We start from the raw sequence: 20,957 nt of genomic DNA, 5'->3' as shown, positions 1-20,957 counted from the left end.
TACAGCTCACGGTATTCGTCGTCGCGGCTAATACTCTCCCCCACACCGGGCAAATCCACCAGTGTCAGGTAATGACTGCCGAAGCGCAGGCGCACACGTTGTGGCTGCCGGGTGCAGGCTTCCACGGCGTTGACGGTACAGACTTCACTCCGGAACAGCGCATTACACAGCGAGGATTTACCGACGCCGGTCTTGCCCATAATGCCAATCACGGGTTCATATGTGACGAGTCGGTTGAGTTCCTGGAGAAGGTGCTGTCGCAGAGCACGGGGATAGCGTCGCAGATGGCGACGGATCAGGGCATAGCCCGAAGGATGTTTCATATAAGCCTCGGCATAATAAAAAGGCCATCCGGCGGGGATGGCCTGACTGAAGTAAACGGGAGGGAATTCACTGGAGTGATATATATCTGATATTTTTTTAAAATATAAAATACCTGTGTCGTCGGGTCGATATATTACATCTTATCTGCATTTAGGTGTATTGATTACATCTGTTTATACGGACTCGCGTATCTGGATTTTTGCTTTTTTATTTTTCCTTTTCTTACGTTCTTCTGTGTTGAGGTAAGTGAAATTATTGGAACTGGTTCGGGTTCTCACTCCAGGAATGCTGTTATATACCTGGGACTGAAGACGGAAAAAAGTGAGGTATCCTTTTCGGTTATGACTGATGGTGTTTCTGTGTTCATAATTGATTAAATCAAAAATATTAATTTCTTGCCCAACATCCACTACCCGTGTGGCATTATGAAAGCGTAACGGATCGTTACGTCTATTTTTTAATAGTGGGCCATCTGAAAACTTGTAACAAATAACCATGGGATATTCCTGCCGTTCTGGTGCCCCGGTATTTGCCCATTTATTATAAATATCTGACGAAATATAGGCACTGGCACAGGCGTCAGGATGTTTGATGAAAAAGAAGTTAACAAGATAAAATGGCTGATGCCCGACAGTCATCAGGATAAGTCGTGAATAACCCCGAACTGATTTATATAACGGGTCTGACATTATTTGTTTTTTTAAAGAGGTAAAGCGTTGTCTGAGTTCCATCAGAGACCTGGTGAATGTATTCTCTGCGCGGATACTCTTGTTATCATTATCGGGAAGATAAAAAGAAAATGTAATCATTTCAATCTGGCGATATTGTTTCACCATTGAAAGATAATGATTGCTGAGGTAAGTCTGAGTATCTTCTTTTTCAGTAATTGCTCGTATTAGTTCTTTTTTGTTTTCAGAAGGGATCCTTTCGCTAAGGATGATTTTCTGATTTCTGTTATTCATGTTGGGACGCAGGAAGTCTCGTTCCCCACTGGTGTACTGGATACGGTACAACTTATCCAGCAGATCATACATACCGTAAGGAGGCTTGTTATTCCTGAAAGCGGTGAACAGATATTTCCTGCTGATGTCACCCCATGTATGTTCGGGTTTTTCATAAAACCGATCCTCCCTGCGTAATTCAAAAACCCGGAAATCATCCCATATCGTCATGCCTCGTTCTCCTTTTTGTCGCTGACAGGTGATACCATAGCCTGGGAAATTTAATCCAGATTGTACTCTTTTTTACTTTAAATGCAGCTGTATTATAGTCTTTTTTTTGTGGTTTTTTATTTACAATTGATATTGTAACTAACTGATTATAATGTGCTGCTATGATGTGGTTGTTGCTGAATTCGCTGATTGGATAAGGTTGATCTGATCTTCATTACTGGCAAGCAGTCAGTGTCCGTGGAACTGAGTGGGGGGAAGTAACGATATACAGTGGATATGTAAACGGGGGATGAACGGAGGAACGTGCTGTTTTCAGACTCCGGCAGCAGACCGGACAGAATGTGTTACGGATACGCTGTCAGGGTAAGCCGTTCGTAAGAGGAACAATACGATAACAGACAGCGCTTCCATATTTTGTTGGTGATAAATAAAAATAATAGCGGAGATCTTTTTTAGGCTGGAATGTTAAGGTGTTCCCTGAGTCTGCTACCCCCTGAGCAGTGAATGAATCCGGTTAGATGGGAGTGTGTCTGATTGTCCGGTATGTGCATTTCAGTTGTAGGTCCGAAAAAATATTCGTAAATATATTTTAGTTTTTCGGGTGTTCTGAAAAATGATAACTGGGTTATTTACTGCCTGCTGGTTTGTATGTTGTTTTAGCCTTTTTTCATAAGGAGCATTTTTGTCAGGATGCTTTTCCTTCCGGGATACTATCCTCTTCGCACTGGTTCGTTACGGGAGTTGATGATGGTGAGGAAAAATTTAATATGTTGTTTAGAACGTGTGTTTTGAGTATTGCTGGCTGTCACATCTTTGTACTAATTTAGGTATTATTATTTTTACTTAAAGAAGTTAATTATTTACGTTTAATAAAATAATCCATCTCAGATATATTTAAAAGAGATGCACTGCTTTAAGTAAGTACGATAACTCTCCATAACATTAAACAACAAACCATTCTCCTTCATCAAGTAATATACCCTGTCAGGTGATGCGCTTAATATTCTCTCAGAATCAGTTTCTTTTACAACTGAATTATATCATGACAGTGTTTTTCAGTATCGCATCATTTTGAATCGTCTCTCGTTACTCGTCATTCAGTAAACGCGGGTACATATTTTTGAACTGAGCATTTGAGTCATTAAAATTTGATATATCTCTCTTATCCAGTGTTAACCACAGGAGAGAAATAACATGACTTATCGAATTAATGATAATTATACCCTTAACGATGAATTGTTTCATGATCTGACGGATCATATGGAACGTATGCGCGACCGTTACTCTGACGTTATTCCTCTACGTATGGATTTCGCTTATAAGACGACCAGTCGCCGTTATGCTGATCGTTATCGGGATCGCTGGGATATGGACATGTACCGGCTGGCAGAAAGAGTTATGAGTGCGGGTGTTGTTATTGGTTATGTGTGGGTGATGGAGTTCACTTATCGGCATGGCCTGCACTTTCACGCCATGTTTTATCTTGATGGACAACGTAAGCGGAATTGTTACCGCTCTGCGCGGGTGATTGCTGAAGAGTGGCGAAGCATTACGGATGGTGAGGGGATATTTGAGAACTGCCAGAAGAAGGTTTACCACAAAGTTAACGGTGCCAGATGCCTGCACCACTCAGACTGTGAAGGCTATCGGGACCTGGCGTTTATTCTTAGCTATCTGGCTAAGCAAGAGCAAAAAGAAGACTGTGAAGCCCCTGTATTCTGGCTGAGTGAGATAAAGCCCAGAGGACGAGGAGGAAGGCCCCGAATCAGTAGTATTGGTTAAAAAATTACGTCAGCGCGTCATCGTTTGAAGAAGTCTGCACCATTCGAATACCTAGCTTCTTCTCCCTTACCACCAACGGAGAACAAACGATGACCACACCAACCAGTCTTCTTACCGACAAGTTTGTCGATATGGCGTTCATTACGCAGCTCACAGGCTTAACCGACAAATGGTTCTACAAACTGATTCAGCTCGGGGAATTTCCTAAGCCCATAAAGCTGGGCAGAAGTTCTCGCTGGCTTGAAAGCGAAGTGGAAGCCTGGCTGCAGCAACGCATAGCAAAGTCCCGTCAGTAAGCCGTCGAACGCAATCACATTCCCCACCTGATTTAAATCAACCAGTCGTATGCCTGCACTGCTGCCCTCCCCGGGACGGCTTAGCCCTGCGCGTCGTCCGGCTAAGGACCATTATTATGACCATTTACACCAAATCGTTTATCGCGCTTGACGGCAATCAGCTTCTTACAGGCGCCACCACTGCACAGATTTCCCCTTACGACCGCTACTCTTGCCACCTCTGCAGCAGTGCGCTGGCATTCCACCCTGAATGGGCCTCCAACCACCCGTGGTTCTAGCACACATGGGAAGATCTGACGGAGAACGGACGCCACTGCCCGTATGTGCCCCGTGAGCCGCTGGAGGCGCGACGGATACGCATGCTGCGTCGTTACCATTGGTACGCAAGGCCGACGGGCACCGCCTTGGTTGCTTCAGCGAGCGCTACTGCCTGCCCTGTCGTACCGGTGACCACAGTACCGAACGTTGCGCAGAATACACCTGCGTTATCTTCCACCTGCTATCAGGATCCCATGACAGTATTTACACCATGCAATTTCGCACTATTCGTACCGCCCTTGACCACGAGGGCGTAGTCACTCACCTCTGGGATTTGGCTCCGCATTCACGGGGGATCTGGTTCTACCGTTCCTGCAACAATCCCCTGCGTCTGCACTGGACGCATGACAGCGGAGGTTATTTCGAACATAACTTGGAAGACGCTGACGAACGCAGGTTAACGCATTGTGAGTACCGGAGCATTACCCAGGATAAATCGGTATCCACTTTTGACTAGGCTGTGAATGCACTGATGGAACGTGATGATATATACGCCACAGCGCCTTCAAAAAAGGATTACTTCTGCGTGCTCTGTCAGCATGAAGATTATGGTATTCGCTGCTGTCCGGAGTGCGGACGGCATATGCGCAAAAAATAAACATCAGATTCTTTGTTGACGTACCGCTGGTAACATTAATGCTCTAGCCAGTTGCTTTAGTGATATTTCCGGAAGTTTGTCACAGTTCATCAGACCATTTCAGCCCGCCCTTAAGAAGTGATCGGCTTATAGTTTTCAGGTCCCTTCCGTCCTGCAATCTCGGAGGTGATGATCTTCGTAATTTTGGAGTCAGCCAGAAATCCCTTACTGAACTGAGCTCTGTTTTCGCGAATGAATCCTTTCAGAGCATTGTAGGTTCGCAGACGATACACACCGAGTTCAGGCAGTGAGGCTTTCAAGTTGAAATGGTTTTTTTTGATAATGTTTTCCACTTCGCTGAATATTGTGGGGGCAGTTTGCTCGTTGTTGATTTGCTGTGCTTCAATAAACGAGGCAGGAATACGATTTGCTTCCTCTTTGAGCAGACTGTCAATAATCTCGTTGGTCACTCTGGTTCTGTCACCGAGGACAAAGAAGAGATCCCACGCAAAGCGTTCTAGTTGGCGAAAGTTTCCTGGCCAAGGAGCGCACAATATTTTATCTATAACACCCTCTTCATAAACCGTAAAAAGCTGCGACAGCGCCTGCATCGATTTTCCATCGCTGGCAAAAACGGGCTGGTTAAAGGATTTCCATCGGTAGAGCGTGAGGATGAGTGTTAACAACGCGTGAGCACGGTCCTCAGCAAACAGCTCGTTGAGTGATTTGAATTTCACTACGTCTCGGATACGGTGAAACAAATCGCGGCGTAACCGACCTTCGGCCAGCAGGCGCGAGACAGGCTCATTGACCGCGAGTACCACTTTGACATCGTATTTTGTCTTCGACGCATCCTCCCCCACTTTGCTGATCCAGACGTCGTTACTGATAGCGGACAATAAATCCAGTAACTGTGTTTGTGAGGCCAAACTTGCGCTTTGCAATTCATCCAGGAAGAGCACACCATTATGTGCTTCTTCAAAAAAGCCATTTTTGTCGATCGCGTCGGTAAATGCACCTTTCGTTGATCCCCGCATGCGGGTTTCCAGCAATGTTTCACTGACTGCGGCAAGGTTAATTTCAACCATTGCTTTACCCATCTTCGTAGCCAGATGTTTAGCCGCCGCGCTTTTTCCAGTGCCGGTATCTCCCTCGATAAGCAAGGGGCCATGCTTGATGTGAATACCTGTGTCTTCATCCAACCGTAATTGCGAAGTCCTGGCAAACAGCGACGCCAGCACGGTGTTGAAAATTGAAACATCTCCGCCGGTTTTATTTCCGGATTTTGCCAGTGCAATAGAGGTATTTCCTGCGCTGAGGAATGCAGAAAGGGAACGGATAAATTCGTTACGGTCATCCTCCCGATACAGCGCTGAGCTTGATGGCGAGCTGTCTGGCAACAAAAAAACCGTTTTGCGCGTCACGATAGTTCGCGCCTGACTGACAAAGAGGCGGTCATTAACCTGATCGTAGGGATCCGTTATCGCTAAGTCGGAAAATAGGTTATGTTCATTTTGTAATACAACACCGGGTCCTTGAGCGGTAATTAACGCGATCCACTGCATAAAGTTCGGATATCTTTTCTCCAGTGCTTTGATATTTTCCTGTTTCACAAGCAGATTCAGCGCCTGCTTCCATTCATCCATTACGGCCTGCGAAATCATGTCTGTGATATCACCGGTAAGTGAAACCGTCTGTTGGCGGGATGATTTCAAGCCGGCCTGATACCAATACAGCGCCAAATCGGCGGGACGTTTCTCTTCGCTAAAATTGATAATTCGAATATCCACAGTGTCGATTTCATCATTAAGTTAAATATTAAATAATGTTTTCATCACTAGACAATGAAGTCAACATAACATGAAATTTATAATTATATGATAAGTAACGATTAATTTTTTATTTGAAAGTTGGCACGCAATTCGCATTAGTTATATCACTACACACAAACGAAGAGATAAAACGATGAATATCCAAATTGCGAGTCCAGACCAGATCAGTAAACTGTTAGCCTTTATTGCCGTGAAAGCCAAAGGGACACGCTTCGAAATCCCGGCTAGCTTGCTGCAAAACGTTGAAAGCGAACTGCGTGATTTCTGCAAAGCGCACCGTATTACGGTTCAGTTTAAAGATGCTTCAACCGGGCGTGTGATTGTTTTTTGTGCCGCAGGGGCGGCAACCGGAACGGTGGTGGGGGCGATGTGCGGCGGCATGCTTGGCGCGTTGACCGGCGCGCTGCTCGGGAGTGCGGCAGGCGCAGCTTTAGCGCAGATGCGTATTACCATTTATCCGGTAGCGGGTAGCGATAATCTTGTCTTGGCATTAGCCTAACTTTATACAGTGAACGCAGGTGCAGCGGTATGGCGCAGTACCTGTTTAAAAGGAAAAAATAATGAACAAAACTCTTTCACTCGTTGATGTATTACAACGCTCGCTGGCACAGAACAAAGAAGATATTACGCCACTGCTTGGCTATCTTAGCACCACCAAGGAAGAATTGAAGGTACAGATGGAGCGCAGCAGCACCCGTTCCGATGCTGAAAAAATTGCCCATTACCTGCGCAAAATGGGCAGCAATGATATTGCCAGCCTGTTTCGCAGTGGCGAAGGTGTGGAATATGAAGAAATCGTCTGTGATGTTGGCGAAAAGCTTAAGGTTAAAGGGGTCAACAAAAACATGTCGGTAGAGCTCAACGAAGAGTTCATCATTCAGCATCTCTTTTCCGATGCACTGAAAAAAATGAGTGATGAAGAACGCAGTGCGTTAATGCGTTCGATGAACCTTTCCGAGAAAGATCAGGGAGCAATTCTGGCGGGTACATTAATGGCCTCACAGGTGATGCTGAACCAGTTTGGCGGCTTTGCGGTGTATCGGATGTCCGTTATTCTGGCCAACATGCTGGCCCGCTCGCTGATGGGTAATGGCCTCAACTTTGCGGCAAATGCTGCTCTGGTACGCGGTGTCGGTGCATTCCTGGGGCCAATTGGTTGGATAGCTTCCGGTGCATGGCTGGCGGTAGAAATTGCAGGCCCGGCGTTTCGTAAGACGGTTCCGGCGATCGTACATATCGCGATGCTGCGTCAGAACGTATTAAAACGCCTGACTATCAGCGTAGTGGGAGATGGTTCCGTCGGCAAAGATGCGCTCTTTAAAAGCGTATTCGGTGTTGATACCGGCAATATCAATCCCATTGCAGGGTCTACATCTGATACTAAAGTGTATGACCTTGGACACACAGGTACTATTAAACTTATTAACTTCCCTGGATTTCACGACGTGCGTTCCGAGGTCAATGACTTGGTGAATGATAATATCAAGCATACCGATCTGTTCTTGCTGGTGGTCGACGTCAACCGTGGTGTCTCAGGTCATGACGTGCAGACACTGGAGAAGTTAAAGGCGGAGGGCAAGCCTGTGTTGGTCTGTCTGAACAAGGTGGATATGTTGCGCCCGAATGATAAAGATAGGATGGTTCATGTCGCCAAAACACGCCTTCAGAACCCCTATGTGATTGAAACGGCCTTTGACCCTGATCCGCGCTTGTCGCAGGATGGTCCGATTGGCACACAAGTCGTGTTTGACTGGGTTGTAAATCAGTTAGAGGCACAGGGTAAAGAGACCGCGCACCTGAAAGCCGAGCAGAAATAACGTCTATATAACTAAACCAGGGGCATGCCCTGGTTTAGTTATTTTCTTCGGACTCAAAAGAACGCAACAGCGCACCCGCTTTGCCATAGCTGAATTTTGTGCCGTAATGATGGTAAGCATGAGGAGTCAGGGTATAGCATGTTACTGCGTTGCCCGGATTAACAATCCCGACGTACTGAGTTATTGCTGTCTCATCCATTATCCAGAATCGCATTACTCAAGATTTTTACGATGTCCCTGTCCGGGAGCTAGAGCGGTGGAGCTAGGTATTAAGCAAACACAGCCTTGACATTTAGAGATAATTTTGAAGAAAAAAGGACCTCCTTGTACTATACCGACAAAACATTGTACTCACTACGGACAACAAACATGAGTGAGCAAATAATGACCGTTAAGGATGTCGCGTCGTACCTCAAGCTCAACGAGCGTACTGTCTATCGCATGGCCACAGCAGGTAAGATACCTGCGTTCAAAGTGGTCATCTCGTAGCGTTTTAATAAAGAAGAGATAGATACCGGGATAGCGCAGCATCACAACCAAATATCAAGTAAAAATGAGATCTAACCATGCTAGGACTGAAGTTACGTGAAGAATTTTCCGGTCGTCGTATCAAAGGAACGATGATCGAAATGCATAACCGGAATGGCACTGGTGCGCTCGATAAGTCTGCAAGTGAATTTCTGAAAATCACTTACCCCTCAATCGACATGCTCAAGACTGTGGAAGCTGTACAAGCTGGCCGGGCTGAGCCTGTTGTAATTATCGGTGCGCGGGGCCAAGGTAAATCACACCTTATGGCCGCATTGTCACATATGCACCAGGATAAGGATGCAACAGTAAACTGGTTGAATGACTGGTCTACCCGACTGAAAAATCCAGACATTGCGGACCTTAAGTTACAGTATGGCATGCATGTCATTACCGAAAGCTTGCATTTGCAACGCTATAAGCATGTATGGGATGTTCTGTTCGACCAGCATCCGCACGGCAACATCATCAAAGCCAAGTGGGAAGTGCACGGTACCGAGGTGCCAAGTTATGACCTGATTCTGGAAATGGCAGAGAATAAACCATTCATCCTTATTCTGGATGAATTCCAAACGTGGTTTGAAGGCTTAACTAACTCCAACCAGTACAAGCGCAAGACCTGGGCGTTTAACTTCATCCAAATTCTCTCGGAAATATCTGAAAAGCACCCTGAGCTTCTGACGCTTGTGGTATCTGTGCGCGAAGGTAGCTCCGACGCGGCGCAGCAGCTGTTCCGCGTAAACCCAGTGCGGATCGATTTTAAAGGGCCAGAAGCCAAACGAGACAGACAGCGCTTGCTGCTCTATCGGATCTTCGAAAACAGGATGAACATCCCAGAGTCTGATATTGCCTCTTTGATTAAAACCCACGTGGATGAATTTCTGCGTTTAAGTCATATCTCAGGCTCTGAGCATGAAAAACACAGACTGCAATTCATTGAGGCTTGGCCATACTCGCCAAGACTTCTGCAATTGTTAGATGATCAGGTACTTATCGCAACAGAAACTCAAGAGACACGTGATCTCTTGCGTATTCTGGTGGATGTCTTTAAGGAATCAGGTGACGACACGGCCATACTTACACCAGCGAACTTCAGCTTAACCAGTGAAAAATCAGGCGTTACCTCACTACTGGATTCGGTAGCAAGTCAACTGCATAGGGATTTGCGTGAGAATGCACTGCGCAATCTTGAAGCTGTTAAAAACGGTGTACCTACTGCTCAGGTGCCGCATCTTGAGCCTATTCTTTCAGCTCTCTGGCTTCGTTCTTTGTCATTGGAAAATCATGCCGGTGCTGAACCGTCAGAATTGCAGCTGGATATTACCGAGCGCAAAGCGATAGATGACAATCTATTTGCCGCCGAGCTTGCAGTAATCGAGGACAACAGCTTCAACATTCACCGCCAAGCCAACCGTTTGGTGTTCAAGAATGAGGTGAATCCACAGGCCAAGCTGTTAGCACATGCTAAAAACGACAAGCTCTTTCAAAAGGATGAGGATGTAGAACATCTTGCCAAAGAGATTCGTTACGCCCTGGTTGGAGATGGCAATCAGTCGAGTATCTATCGAACTATTGTATTGAAGAAACAGTGGCGCACTGCGCCATGGTCGGATATTGAAGAAAAAGATCATCCTCAGCATTGGGATAACCGTATTCCAGTGATTGTTATGCCCAAAGCATCGCTGGATAACAAAGAGCTAGGTGAATGGCTGAAGAACCGTGTGGCCAAAGCAAGAAACACCGTGCGCTTTCTGCTGCCACGTGCGGGTACTGGCGATATTTTTTATGACAAGTCTTTGCTGGTATTAGCCCGTGCAGTTTATCTCGCTAGCGATTGGAAAAACTCAGAGCGTGAGTACTCTCAATTGCATCTGAAGTACCAGAAGGAACTGCGTGAGCAGTTGCAATCCCGCTTTGATCGTTTTGCAGTCTTGGTTGTGTGGAATTTCGCAGACCCATCTCAATGCGAGTTTGAGATTTCACAGCACGGCGCAGAAGGGTTACAGATCCTCGAAAAACTGGATGAGAAAATCCGCAGCGAGCTGTTCATTCCCGAAGAATTCGACACCATGCTGCTTGATGCCGCAACGAATAGCCGCAGCGTGGCCGAATTCATCGAACAGTTGAAAGAGCCAGCCCCAAAAGGTGCAGAAAGCATTCCTTGGCTGGGTGAAACAGCCGTTAAAGAGCGCATTGGCCGAGCTTGTGCAGAAGGCAAAATTGCTATCAATGCCAAAGGCAGTCTGTACGAGAAAAAGCCGTCAGAAACCACAGAAGATGCTTGGTTGCGAGTACGAGGAAAACTGGGCAGCGGTAAAGATTTGGAAGATACAACACTGCACCTGCCCGGAGGCTCTGTTGGCTCAGGCGGTTCAGTCCCTGTTCAACCTGTTCCCGGCGTGCCAGAAGAAATCAACACCGGTGGTGTTAACGAGCCACCCTTAGGCTCAGGCAGTAGCAGCACAGCATCCGGTACGACACCAACACCAGGATCGCTTTTCGGTGGTTCCAGTGGTGGTTTCGTTGCCCACCACAGTGCGCAAAATACCTCGACACTGAGCCTGCTCGGCAAGCTTGAGCAATGGGGAATTAACAAAGGCAGTAAGGTGAAGGACGTTAAGTTATCCACCTCACAGCTCACTGGAGCTCAATTAGAGCACCTGCTGAAAAACTTACCGGATGGCGTTACTTACTCTCTGGATCTGGATAAAGAACAATAATCGACGAGCGAAAGTATATGGATAAGTCACTGATCGCTGATATACACAGGCTGCCACCACAGGAAGCGTGGCTGAAAATTTTTTCGGCTCTCTGGCCCCTTTTTGCGGAACCGATCAGGCAGGATCTGGCAGATGCAAGAACAACCGAACGGGATAGAGCCATCAAACCATTGGATGATGTGTTGGCAGGCAGTGCCTGGGATTTATGGGTATCGTTCGAGAGTGCTTCGCCAAAAACCGTAGATGCTCTGAAAGCATTCTGGCAACGCCATACAACACCGAAAGCCATTCTGATTCTGGACGCATTATCGCTGCGAGAGGTGCCTTGGATTCTCGAAAGTGCACAACAGCGTGGCTATACCGTTCACAGCGCCGGTGCAACTGCCTCTGAGCTACCCGGTGATACCACGCCGTTTGCTCGGGCAATGGGGTTTGGGCAGCGCGCTAGATTGCAAAACAACCAGGGGAATAGTGCTGCGTTCCCTGAGGCCTTCACAGAATCCACCGACCTGCCATGGATAGATTGTGCATCCCTGATTAAGGCTGATCCCAACATTATCTTCTGGCATCACTGGCCTGATGAACGTATGCACCACTTGGCTGAACAGGGGGCTGGTTACCGGGTGTTGGCTAAAGAAGCCGCAGCTGTATTAATTGGCGATGAATTCTGGGCTTTCATCGACAAACTTGCCACAGGCCGTCGTCTGGTTATTACTGCTGACCATGGGTATTCAAACCCTGCGTTGTTTCCTGATGTTTACCCGGAAGACCAAAAAGCCTATCTAAAAGGGCAATTTAAGTCTGGTCGTAATAACGAAATAAAAGACGCAAAAACCGAACAACATTGGGTTCCGCCATTATCTCAGGTACTGACGACGCAGCATGGCAACTGGAACATGGTGCTGGGCCGCAAAAAATGGCGTTCACAAGGCGGCTACCCAAGCCTTGCCCATGGTGGACTGAGCCTATTAGAAGTGGCTGTACCCTTTATCGAACTGTCGAAACCGAATAATTAATGGTCAGCATTCTTTGCTGGCCTTTGGATAAGTAATTTTATGGCATCTAACAAAACGAAAGCAGAACTGACAGAAGAATTGGTGGCAGAAGCCGTTAGTGCCGGTAAAAAAGCACAACTGGAATCGGTCGATTTTTCTGACCCCAATCGCCCTTTAACCTGTCTTGAAATTGATTTTCCGATTCTGCCAATTAACCAGATTGCGCAGATTGAAGGTAATGCGGGCAAACCAATCTACCAGATGAGTAAGTGGTGGGCACGTCGCCGTTCCAGTGTATTCCGCTCTATGTTGATTGCGGCTGCTACCAAAGCGCCCGATGAACCATCAGAATCTGCCAAATTAGTTTGGGATAACTATTACGCCAATCACCAGAACAACCAAGCGTTCAAAAAATTGAAAGTGGCTGATATTTTCATGGGAGGCGGTACCACATTGGTGGAAGGTGCTCGGCTCGGCATGCAGATGACCGGCAACGATCTCAACCCGGTAGCCTGGCTGGTTGTAAAGAACGAATTAGCTGATGTCGATCTGGATGAGGTGAACAAACTATTTGATCACGTCGAACATGAAGTAAAACCCCAGATCATGCCGTTTTACGCCTGCGAAGGCCCTGATGGCGAAAAAGGGAAATGGACACAGCGTTCTACTGGCAAAGTCATGGGCAATGATTTTGATCCACTGGCTCTGACACCTGAGGAGCGCAAAGATTACGCATACGAAGGCCCGGAGGTCATTTATACCTTCTGGGCTAAGCACGGCCCTTGTGCTGCCCCCGGATGCGGACACCGTACTCCATTGATGACATCCCCAGTGGTAGCGGTCAAATCTCTATCGGTTAAAACTTGGCAGGATGTTGAATGCCAACACTGCGGATCAAGCTTTGATATTGAGCGCCAGGAAGCCCGCATGGCTCCTAATGTTCCGCTGGTCGTAACCGATTCAGAAGCTCCTTACGCCATCATGGACAGCGTTGGCAACTACCAATGCCCTCATTGCCAGCATCCGTATCACGATGAAGCTGCGGCGCAAAAAGGCGAATCCCCGCGTTTACTTAAGAAGATGAGTAAAAATAAAAAGATTGATTTGTCTCTCCTTGTTCATCCTGATTGGCTGAAAGGTTCTTCAAAGGCTGACGATACAGGAATATTTGGCGGCACCTCCTTAAGCGAAGTTGAAGCAACGCAGCGTTGGAATCTACACAGAACAAAGACACTGAAACTTCTTGAAGTGCGCGGTAAATTGCCTGAAGAAATTATTTGTCCGGATTTAGGGTTGGTAATAAACACTCAGCAAGGCACCATTCCTAAGAAATCTAATTTCACTTGTCAGGAAAGTACATGTGGTCGTCAGCAAGATGTACTCGACAGCATCAAAGCTTCTGGCCAAACAGGCCCAATGGCTGCTTACGTATTGCAGTGTTATTCACCTGGTCGTGATGCAACAGGTGCACCTTATAATGGCCGCTACTTTGCTCCATCAGACAGCAATGCTGCCAAGCGACAAAATTTGGCGGTATCTGAGTGGCAAAAAAGGAAAAATTCGGATTTGCGAGGTTATTGGCCCGAGTCTGAATTGCCTTATGGATTTATGACACACCACTTGCAAGGCGGCGTTCCCAATCATGGTTTTACACACTGGAACACCATGTTTAACCCGCTTCAGCTTCTTATTCATGCACAGATTCTCAAGGCTATCGATACATCTCATGGATTCAGTGACACCAGTAAAGAAATAGTTTTGGGTGCATTTCAGCAATATCTGCGCAATCAGAATATGTTTTGCTTCTGGAATAACAATGCAGACAAAATGGAGCCGATGTTTAGCAATAATAACTATCACCCTAAATCTACTGTAATTGAGAACTCAGTATTTTCTAATTTAGGGAGAGGGAATTGGGCATCATGCAGAGCAAACACTCTGAAAGGTCTAGGGTGGTGCAAACAGCCATGGGAAACCGTATCTAACGAGATGCTGAGCAATATGTCCGACGACATCGGCAAATTGGTCAGCGGGAAAAGCTCCAAAACCATGCCAAATGACCCTGTGTTACCGGGTACCTTAGTAACCTGTGGTTCATCGACGGAATTAAAACAGTATGCTGATCAATCGTATGATCTCGTAATTACTGATCCACCATTTGGTGGTCTGCTGCACTACGCTGAGTTAGCGGATTTCTTCTATGTGTGGCTACGTCTGCTGTTGAAAGATAAATACCCTGAGGTTTACGCAGGGGAATACACGCCAAAAACGCTGGAAGCTGTTTCTAACAGAGCGCGCCATCCAGATGACCCAGATGCGTTCTATAAGCGTCTGCTGACCGAATGTTGGCGGGAGGCGAATCGTCTGTTGAAACCGGGGGGCATTTTGGCTTTTACCTTCCATCACAGCGAAGATGAGCCATGGGTTGATGTATTAGAAAGCTTGTTCGACGCGGGCTATTATCTGGAAGCAACCTATCCTATTCGCAGCGATGAAACCAAGGGCAAAGGTGAGTTTGGCTCCAAGACTATTGAATACGACATCATTCATGTATGCCGCAAGCGTACTGAAGCACCCAGCAAAATCAGCTGGGCGCGCCTTCGTCGCAAGATTCTCGCCGATGTGCGTCAGCTACAAGGCTTGTTAGAACATCACCAGTCAAAAGGTTTGCCAGTAGCAGATATTCAGGTCATCAAGCGCGGTAAAGCTTTGGAATATTTCTCACGCCACTATGGCCAGGTGTATGTTGAGGAAGGCCGCGAATTCACGGTTAACGAAGCGTTGGTAGGGATTAACCAAATCCTAGATGACCAATCAGAATCAGAATCGGGTGGTACCCCGGTAGTGTGTGAGCCAAACACCCGCCAATTCCTGCGTATTTTTGCACGCCAACCCTCAGTAGAACGTGATCAGATGCAGAAATTCCTACGCGGTAGCGGTATAGCTCCTTCTACTTTTGTCGCTTTGGGCTGGGCCACTGAAACCACTCGTCCAAAGGCATTTCATTGGCGCTCGCCACTAGAATTCGCGCAAGAACGAATGGCCAGCAATCGCAGTGTGAGCCGTGACTTCGATCAGGCGATGTTGCTTGTTGGTGCCTGTTACCCGGAAAGCGGCATCAACACCAAGAAAATTCTGGATGAAGACTTTAAGCCTCACCCCGCATTAGGGAACCTATTGGATTGGCTTGTTCACAACGGAGCCGACTCTTCTATGCGCAATGCCTGTACTTTGGCAAGGCAATTGTTTAATAGATGGGAAGCAGATCATCAGCAGATTATGCAGGCACAAATATCATTGTTTGGTATGGAAGATGAAGTATGAGCGATGTTCTGACCAACGATAAATGGAAACGACGCGGTATCTCAGTGCTCTGGTGTGGCAAAACTTTGGCTGAACTAAATGCTGCTAGCCAGGTTATCAGCCTTCGTCAATTCATCAGCTACTACGAAGCGGGCTGGCCGGATGATATGCCACTGCTAAATGACGATGGCTTATACGTCGCAGGGTTGGACGTAGCAGTAGACGCTTTATCGCCAGGAGATGCACTGGAATGGCTGGAGTCAGAGATTTACGAAATGATCTACGACTTCCAGAACCATGCTGATGCGGCGTTGATTTTCTGGATGCCAGATCAGGGCCGCTGGAAGGAAGATCTGACCACCAGTACCTACCACTGGTGCTTGGCTGGTAAATACAATGCTCAGATGTTTCCGTTAGGGCAATGCATCTGGAACGGTGCACAGAAAGATGTGCGCCGTATTGAATCCTCCTCTGGTGGAAAAACTAACGAATGGCTGGGTTTATACCTAGAGCGGATCAGCTAATAGGGGTAGCCATGAATTTTCAACCCGGTGAACGTGTCAGTCATTATGAATTTGGCCAAGGTGTTGTTATCTCAGTTGGGGGCGGTTACGCCCGTGTCTTTTTTCCCCAAGGTGAGCGGCAGGTGCCTTTCAGCACCTTGGTGGCAGCACTCAGTCATAATGAGCGCGTGGTGGCCAGTATTGGCAAACATGCAGATAGCGACACGAAAGCGTGGCTTTCCTGGAAAGCGCATGAATTACCGCTTCAGGATTCCGCCAGCTCATTGACTTCGGCCAAGATTGATTTGCTACCCCATCAGGTAGTGCTGACTCATAGGGTTGCCTGTGCGAGCCCGCGTCGTTTTCTGATTGCCGATGAAGTGGGATTAGGAAAAACTATTGAAACCGCATTGGTTCTGAGGGAATTGGCCAGTCGTGGTGAGCTGAACCGGGCGTTGATGGTTGTTCCGGCGGGTCTGGTTAACAACTGGCACCGCGAGCTGAATGAAGTTTTCAATTTAAACTTTGAAGTCTTCGGGCACGAAGGCGATGTCAGCGATCGCCGCAGTAATGCGTTTGCGAAGCATAATCTGCTGATTGCCAGTATCGACACCTTAAAGCGCCCGGCGAGAATCAAGAAAATACTCGAGGCACCCCGTTGGGACTTAATCGTTTTTGATGAAGCGCATCACTGTACTGCATATAAGCAAGGTGGCAAAACGCGCAAAACCCAGAACTACAAACTGGCGGAAGCCTTGCGCGACCACAGTAGAGATATGATTCTGCTGTCAGCCACACCACACCAGGGCGATCATTTCCGTTTCTGGAAGCTGATTGATTTACTTGACCCCACGTTGTTTTCCAGTGAAACCGAGATGGTGGAAGAACGTCACCGCTTGAATCCGATTATTTTTCGCCGCACCAAAGCCGATGCCTGCAAAGCTGATGGTTCCACGCTGTTCGCTAGGCGCTGGGTTCATACCGAAGCTTTTTCGATGTCAGAGCAAGAGCGCGATTTCTATAACGCCTTGAATGAATACTTGCGCGACGGTTTTGCTCTGGCCAAGAAGCAGGGCGGGAAAGGAACTGCGTTGGGCTTTGTAATGACGATCTTCCAAAAGATTGCAGCGTCCAGCTTTGCTGCCGTGCATCGCACTTTGAGGCGAAGACTTTTGGCCCTGACTGTTCATGAGGGCTTAATGCACGATGAGAATCTCGATATCGACGCCAGAGACATTGCGTTTAACGAGGCAAAAGAACAAATTCGCGTCGAATTTGATTTTGGTAATGATCGTCTGTCTGACCTTGAGATCGACCGCATACTGAATGACATCAAGCGTCGTCTGCTCAAAAAGATCAATGAAGAGCAGTTGGCCGCTGTATCCGATATTTTTTCCGTTGAGCTGGAAACTGCCGCCGCTGAAGATGCGGCCATGGATGCTGTGGCTTACGCGCTACCAGAAGAGCGGTTCCGCATTAAAGAACTACTGGGGCTGTTCCCTTCAGCCCGAGAAACTAAAGTAGATAAGCTCATTGGAGCTTTGGGTGTGCTGTGGCAGCAAAACCCAGAGGAACGCATTGTGATATTTGCCACCTATCTGGGTACGGTGGAAATGTTGGGTGAGCAGATTGAAAAGGCATACCCAGGCCAAGGCGTTGTTGTGTTGAAAGGTGGCGATCACGGAAGTAAGCTCGCGGCGGAAAAACGCTTCAAGCAAGCAAATGGCCCTCGTGTGATGATCTGTACAGCAGCCGGTCGGGAAGGTATCAACCTGCAACATGCACGGGTGTTGTTTAACTTTGACCTGCCGTGGAACCCAATGGATATGGAACAGCGCATTGGCCGTATTCACCGCTATGGGCAGCGTGATACGGCACAGGTTTATAACCTCGTTCTGGGTGACACTATTGAAGGCCGCATTTTCCTGCTGCTTGATGAAAAGCTGGAGGAGATTGCCAAGGCGCTTGGCAAAGTGGATGAGAAGGGTCAGGTGGAAGAAGATCTTCGATCACAAATCCTAGGCCAATTATCGGAGCAGGTTAACTATCAGCAACTTTACTCGCAGGCACTGCAAGACCCTGAGCTGAAGCGTACCCGACTGGAGCTTGAGGCGGCCATGGATAATGCCCGCCATGCCAAGGATGCGGTATTCGAACTATTCCAGGATCTGGATGGTTTCAGTTTGGATGACTATGCACCACTTTCAGATACCGGGGAATCCATAGATGACCTGATCAGGTTTATGCAGATGGCGTTACCATACGAAGGTGAATCCATTGAGATTCGCGGACAAAAGCAATTTGCATTGGTAAAAGATGGTTTCGAGCAAATGCTATTTACCACGGATCGAGAAGAAGCAACCAATTCAGAAAAATTGCATTTGGTTGGTTTGGATCACCCAGTGATTGCAGAACTGCTCGATAAATACCGCAATCTTGATCCTGAATACCTTAGTTTCTATTCTAGTGAGCTGAATTCTGGTGAAACCGTTTCTGTGTGGGAAGTAAGGGCTGCCAACGAAAAAGGACATAACATTCACTCTATCATGAAACTTGCTGTCGATGGAGATGGTAACCGAATACCTCATTTAGAAAAGCAAATAGATACTGTGTTTAAAGCTAAGGGGAAGAACAGCGCTCACGGAGTGGATTCGCATAAAATTGAAGCCGTCTTGGAGCGTGAACTTCATCATCGGAATATCGTGAAACCTGAGCAGTCGTATTCAGCCAAGCTGATCGGTTTAGCATGTGGTTGATTTAATGAAAATCGTTTCGGAACAGCTGGTGACAAAATTGAGCTTTTGTCACCAGTCGGATGCTAACCTATGGACAAAATGGAAATAGCCTGTAATGTAGAGAAATCTTGGCCTAAAGCCATCGCCATCAGTGGTGAAGATTACGGGTGAAGCGGCACCGGTGGTTTTCTGGCAACCAACTATGGATAGTTACCGGAAAAATACAGATCGCTGGAATCCATTCATACTGAAGTTGGTAACAACAAACGTGGAGCAAAAAATCATTACTGGCGAGAGATCATGCCGTGGCGTGAGAGGACGTGCAGCAACAATAATGGCTTATGTGGCGCACGCTGTTCGCCTTTGCGCCAAATAGTAATATTTGATATCGCTTGCTTTAGGGTTTTATCAGAGGTCATTGCGTTGGAGAATCCATGAGTACATGTTTGCGATGATGCTAGCAACTATATGTACATTCAAGGCATTATTGCAGACATCCTTTTTGTCTGGCGGCTTTGTACCTGGCAGATGGAATTCTGATAACACGGTAAAAAATACAACTACCAACCAGTCCTAAGTGGGCTGGTTGGTCTTTTTAATATAAACATCAACCGAGAAATAAAGGCATTCAACTCATTCGCCATTACCCCGATTTATCTTCGCATAGTCAAACGGACTCACCGCTTTCTCACGGTTCGCATCCAGAAAATCAGCCCACCACTGTAGCATCAACCTGCGCTCATCCAGATGCTCGGCCTTATGAATATAAGCCGCGCGCACAGAGTTACGCTCCATATGGCTCATCTGCCGTTCAACCACATCCCTCGACCACAGTCCTGATTCAATCAACGAACTGCACGCCATTGTCCTAAAGCCATGCCCACAAACCTCTACCTTTGTGTCATAACCCATAACACGCAGGGCCTTGTTCACCGTGTTTTCACTCATCGGTTTGCGATGGTCGTGATCGCCAATGAAAACAAAATCGCGATCACCACTAAGCTTATGTACCTGTTTAAGGATTGCTAACGCTTGACGAGATAACGGCACCAAATGAGGTGTACGCATTTTTGAGCCACGCTGGGAGTGCTTTACCCCTTCAATAGCTTCTCGCTCTGCTGGTATCGTCCACATTGATGTTTCAAAATCTATCTCAGACCAACGAGCAAAACGTAGTTCACTGGAACGAATGAAGACCAGGAGGGTTAACTCAACGGCAAGACGAGTCAAAGGCCTACCGGTATAACTGTCAATGCGCTGAAGGAGTTCAGGAGTACGTTTCAACTCTAACGCAGGCCTATGCTGCCGGTTACTTGAAGCAACAGCACCAACCATCTCCTGAGCAGGATTATAGTCAAGCAAACCGCTCTGTACTGCATAACGCATAATTGCTGTAGTTCGCTGTTGCAACCGTGACGCAACCTCAAGACGTCCAGACATCTCCACGGCTTTTATTGGGGCTAACAAGTCCCGCGTTTTAAGTTCGGCAATATTACGTTTGCCAATGGTTGGAAAGAGATTGTCCTCCAGGCTTTTCAGCACTCGTCGGCTATGTTCTTCCGACCACTTTTTATTTGTGGCATGCCACTCAATAGCAAGCTGTTCGAAAGTACGTGCTTCTTCCTGCTCAACCTTATCATTTTTCTTTTTATCTCCCGGATCGATGCCGTTTGCCAACAACTTACGAGCCTCATCACGACGAGCTCTGGCATCCGCAAGAGACACCTCAGGATAAACGCCCAAAGCCAGCATCTTTTGCTTCCCGCCAAAGCGGTACTGCAGACGCCAGTATCTTGAACCATTTGGATGGACGAGAAGATGCATACCGTTGCCATCAGTAAGCTTGTATTGCTTATCCATTGGCTTGGCTGTTCTGACTTTGATATCTGTTAGAGCCATGCTTATCCCCTCCCTGTTGGTACAAGCATTATCGAACCGGAAATACCATCATCTGTACCAACATCTGTTGGTAGATGTACGTTGAAGTCGGTTGACCTTGAGAGAGTTAATATAACGGGAATGATGGGTAAATACTGAATTTTAGGCACAAAAAAA

General features: G+C 47.1%; 17 protein-coding genes and 1 pseudogene. 13 read left to right on the top strand and 5 right to left on the bottom strand.

Annotated features, from left to right (window positions below):
• Window positions 1-323, bottom strand: a 323-nt coding sequence (locus FDX11_RS05775) for a GTPase family protein (protein ID WP_170975596.1), incomplete at its 3' end; no start/stop codon positions are given.
• Window positions 324-497: 174 nt separating this feature from the next.
• Window positions 498-1,496: a hypothetical protein gene (locus FDX11_RS05770; RefSeq protein WP_137397615.1), complete on the bottom strand. Its 999-nt coding sequence runs from the start codon at window positions 1,494-1,496 to the stop codon at window positions 498-500.
• A gap of 1,194 nt (window positions 1,497-2,690) precedes the next feature.
• On the opposite strand from FDX11_RS05770, the gene FDX11_RS05765 reads away from it, so the two are divergent.
• The 5 genes from FDX11_RS05765 (at window position 2,691) to FDX11_RS25635 (ending at window position 4,490) form a co-directional block, all read left to right on the top strand.
• The gene (locus FDX11_RS05765; RefSeq protein WP_137397614.1) at window positions 2,691-3,278 is read left to right on the top strand and encodes an inovirus-type Gp2 protein; all 588 of its coding nucleotides are present in this window, start codon (window positions 2,691-2,693) and stop codon (window positions 3,276-3,278) included.
• Between the two features lie 89 nt (window positions 3,279-3,367).
• Complete coding sequence (locus FDX11_RS05760; protein WP_137397613.1) at window positions 3,368-3,574, top strand: AlpA family transcriptional regulator; 207 nt, start codon at window positions 3,368-3,370, stop codon at window positions 3,572-3,574.
• 116 nt (window positions 3,575-3,690) lie between these two features.
• Window positions 3,691-3,852, top strand: coding sequence for a hypothetical protein (locus FDX11_RS25730; protein WP_170975595.1), 162 nt, complete (start codon window positions 3,691-3,693; stop codon window positions 3,850-3,852).
• 98 nt (window positions 3,853-3,950) lie between these two features.
• Window positions 3,951-4,349, top strand: a complete 399-nt coding sequence (locus FDX11_RS25725; protein WP_371414795.1) for a hypothetical protein — start codon at window positions 3,951-3,953, stop codon at window positions 4,347-4,349.
• Between the two features lie 15 nt (window positions 4,350-4,364).
• Window positions 4,365-4,490 (top strand): zinc-ribbon domain-containing protein, encoded by a 126-nt coding sequence (locus tag FDX11_RS25635; RefSeq protein WP_256372623.1) that lies wholly within the window; start codon window positions 4,365-4,367, stop codon window positions 4,488-4,490.
• Window positions 4,491-4,600: 110 nt separating this feature from the next.
• Here the strand turns inward: FDX11_RS25635 and FDX11_RS05750 are convergent, their stop codons facing one another.
• Entirely contained in the window at window positions 4,601-6,259 is a 1,659-nt protein-coding gene (locus tag FDX11_RS05750; protein WP_137397612.1) for a sigma 54-interacting transcriptional regulator, read from the bottom strand.
• Window positions 6,260-6,434: 175 nt separating this feature from the next.
• Here FDX11_RS05750 and FDX11_RS05745 point away from each other — a divergent pair, with 175 nt between their 5' ends.
• From FDX11_RS05745 to FDX11_RS05710, 8 genes are all read left to right on the top strand, one after another.
• On the top strand, window positions 6,435-6,800 hold the full coding sequence (locus FDX11_RS05745; protein WP_040229907.1) for a hypothetical protein: 366 nt from the start codon (window positions 6,435-6,437) through the stop codon (window positions 6,798-6,800).
• Window positions 6,801-6,861: 61 nt separating this feature from the next.
• Window positions 6,862-8,118, top strand: a complete 1,257-nt coding sequence (locus FDX11_RS05740) for a GTPase (RefSeq protein WP_040229904.1) — start codon at window positions 6,862-6,864, stop codon at window positions 8,116-8,118.
• A gap of 369 nt (window positions 8,119-8,487) precedes the next feature.
• Window positions 8,488-8,607: a helix-turn-helix domain-containing protein gene (locus FDX11_RS05735; RefSeq protein ID WP_137397611.1), complete on the top strand. Its 120-nt coding sequence runs from the start codon at window positions 8,488-8,490 to the stop codon at window positions 8,605-8,607.
• A gap of 77 nt (window positions 8,608-8,684) precedes the next feature.
• The gene (locus FDX11_RS05730) at window positions 8,685-11,366 is read left to right on the top strand and encodes a hypothetical protein (RefSeq protein WP_137397610.1); all 2,682 of its coding nucleotides are present in this window, start codon (window positions 8,685-8,687) and stop codon (window positions 11,364-11,366) included.
• Between the two features lie 17 nt (window positions 11,367-11,383).
• A complete protein-coding gene (locus tag FDX11_RS05725; protein WP_137397609.1) occupies window positions 11,384-12,382 on the top strand; it encodes an alkaline phosphatase in 999 nt (332 codons plus the stop codon).
• Between the two features lie 39 nt (window positions 12,383-12,421).
• Window positions 12,422-15,685, top strand: coding sequence for a DUF1156 domain-containing protein (locus tag FDX11_RS05720; RefSeq protein WP_137397608.1), 3,264 nt, complete (start codon window positions 12,422-12,424; stop codon window positions 15,683-15,685).
• Window positions 15,682-16,188, top strand: coding sequence for a 5'-nucleotidase (locus FDX11_RS05715; protein WP_137397607.1), 507 nt, complete (start codon window positions 15,682-15,684; stop codon window positions 16,186-16,188). Before FDX11_RS05720 ends, FDX11_RS05715 begins: the two co-directional genes overlap by 4 nt.
• Window positions 16,189-16,199: 11 nt before the next feature.
• The gene (locus FDX11_RS05710; protein ID WP_137397606.1) at window positions 16,200-18,923 is read left to right on the top strand and encodes a DEAD/DEAH box helicase; all 2,724 of its coding nucleotides are present in this window, start codon (window positions 16,200-16,202) and stop codon (window positions 18,921-18,923) included.
• A 284-nt stretch (window positions 18,924-19,207) separates the two neighbouring features.
• On the opposite strand, the pseudogene FDX11_RS05705 reads toward FDX11_RS05710, so the two are convergent.
• Window positions 19,208-19,321: pseudogene (locus FDX11_RS05705) on the bottom strand (restriction endonuclease); the annotation flags it as partial.
• Between the two features lie 214 nt (window positions 19,322-19,535).
• The gene (locus FDX11_RS05700; RefSeq protein ID WP_137397605.1) at window positions 19,536-20,801 is read right to left on the bottom strand and encodes an integrase arm-type DNA-binding domain-containing protein; all 1,266 of its coding nucleotides are present in this window, start codon (window positions 20,799-20,801) and stop codon (window positions 19,536-19,538) included.
• Window positions 20,802-20,957 lie beyond the last annotated feature (156 nt).

It is taken from the genome of Citrobacter sp. wls714 (genome assembly GCF_005281025.1).
GTDB classification, from domain to species: Bacteria; Pseudomonadota; Gammaproteobacteria; order Enterobacterales; family Enterobacteriaceae; genus Citrobacter; species Citrobacter werkmanii.
The sequence above is the reverse complement of the archived record's forward strand: the minus strand, read 5'-3'. Positions and strand labels throughout refer to the sequence as shown.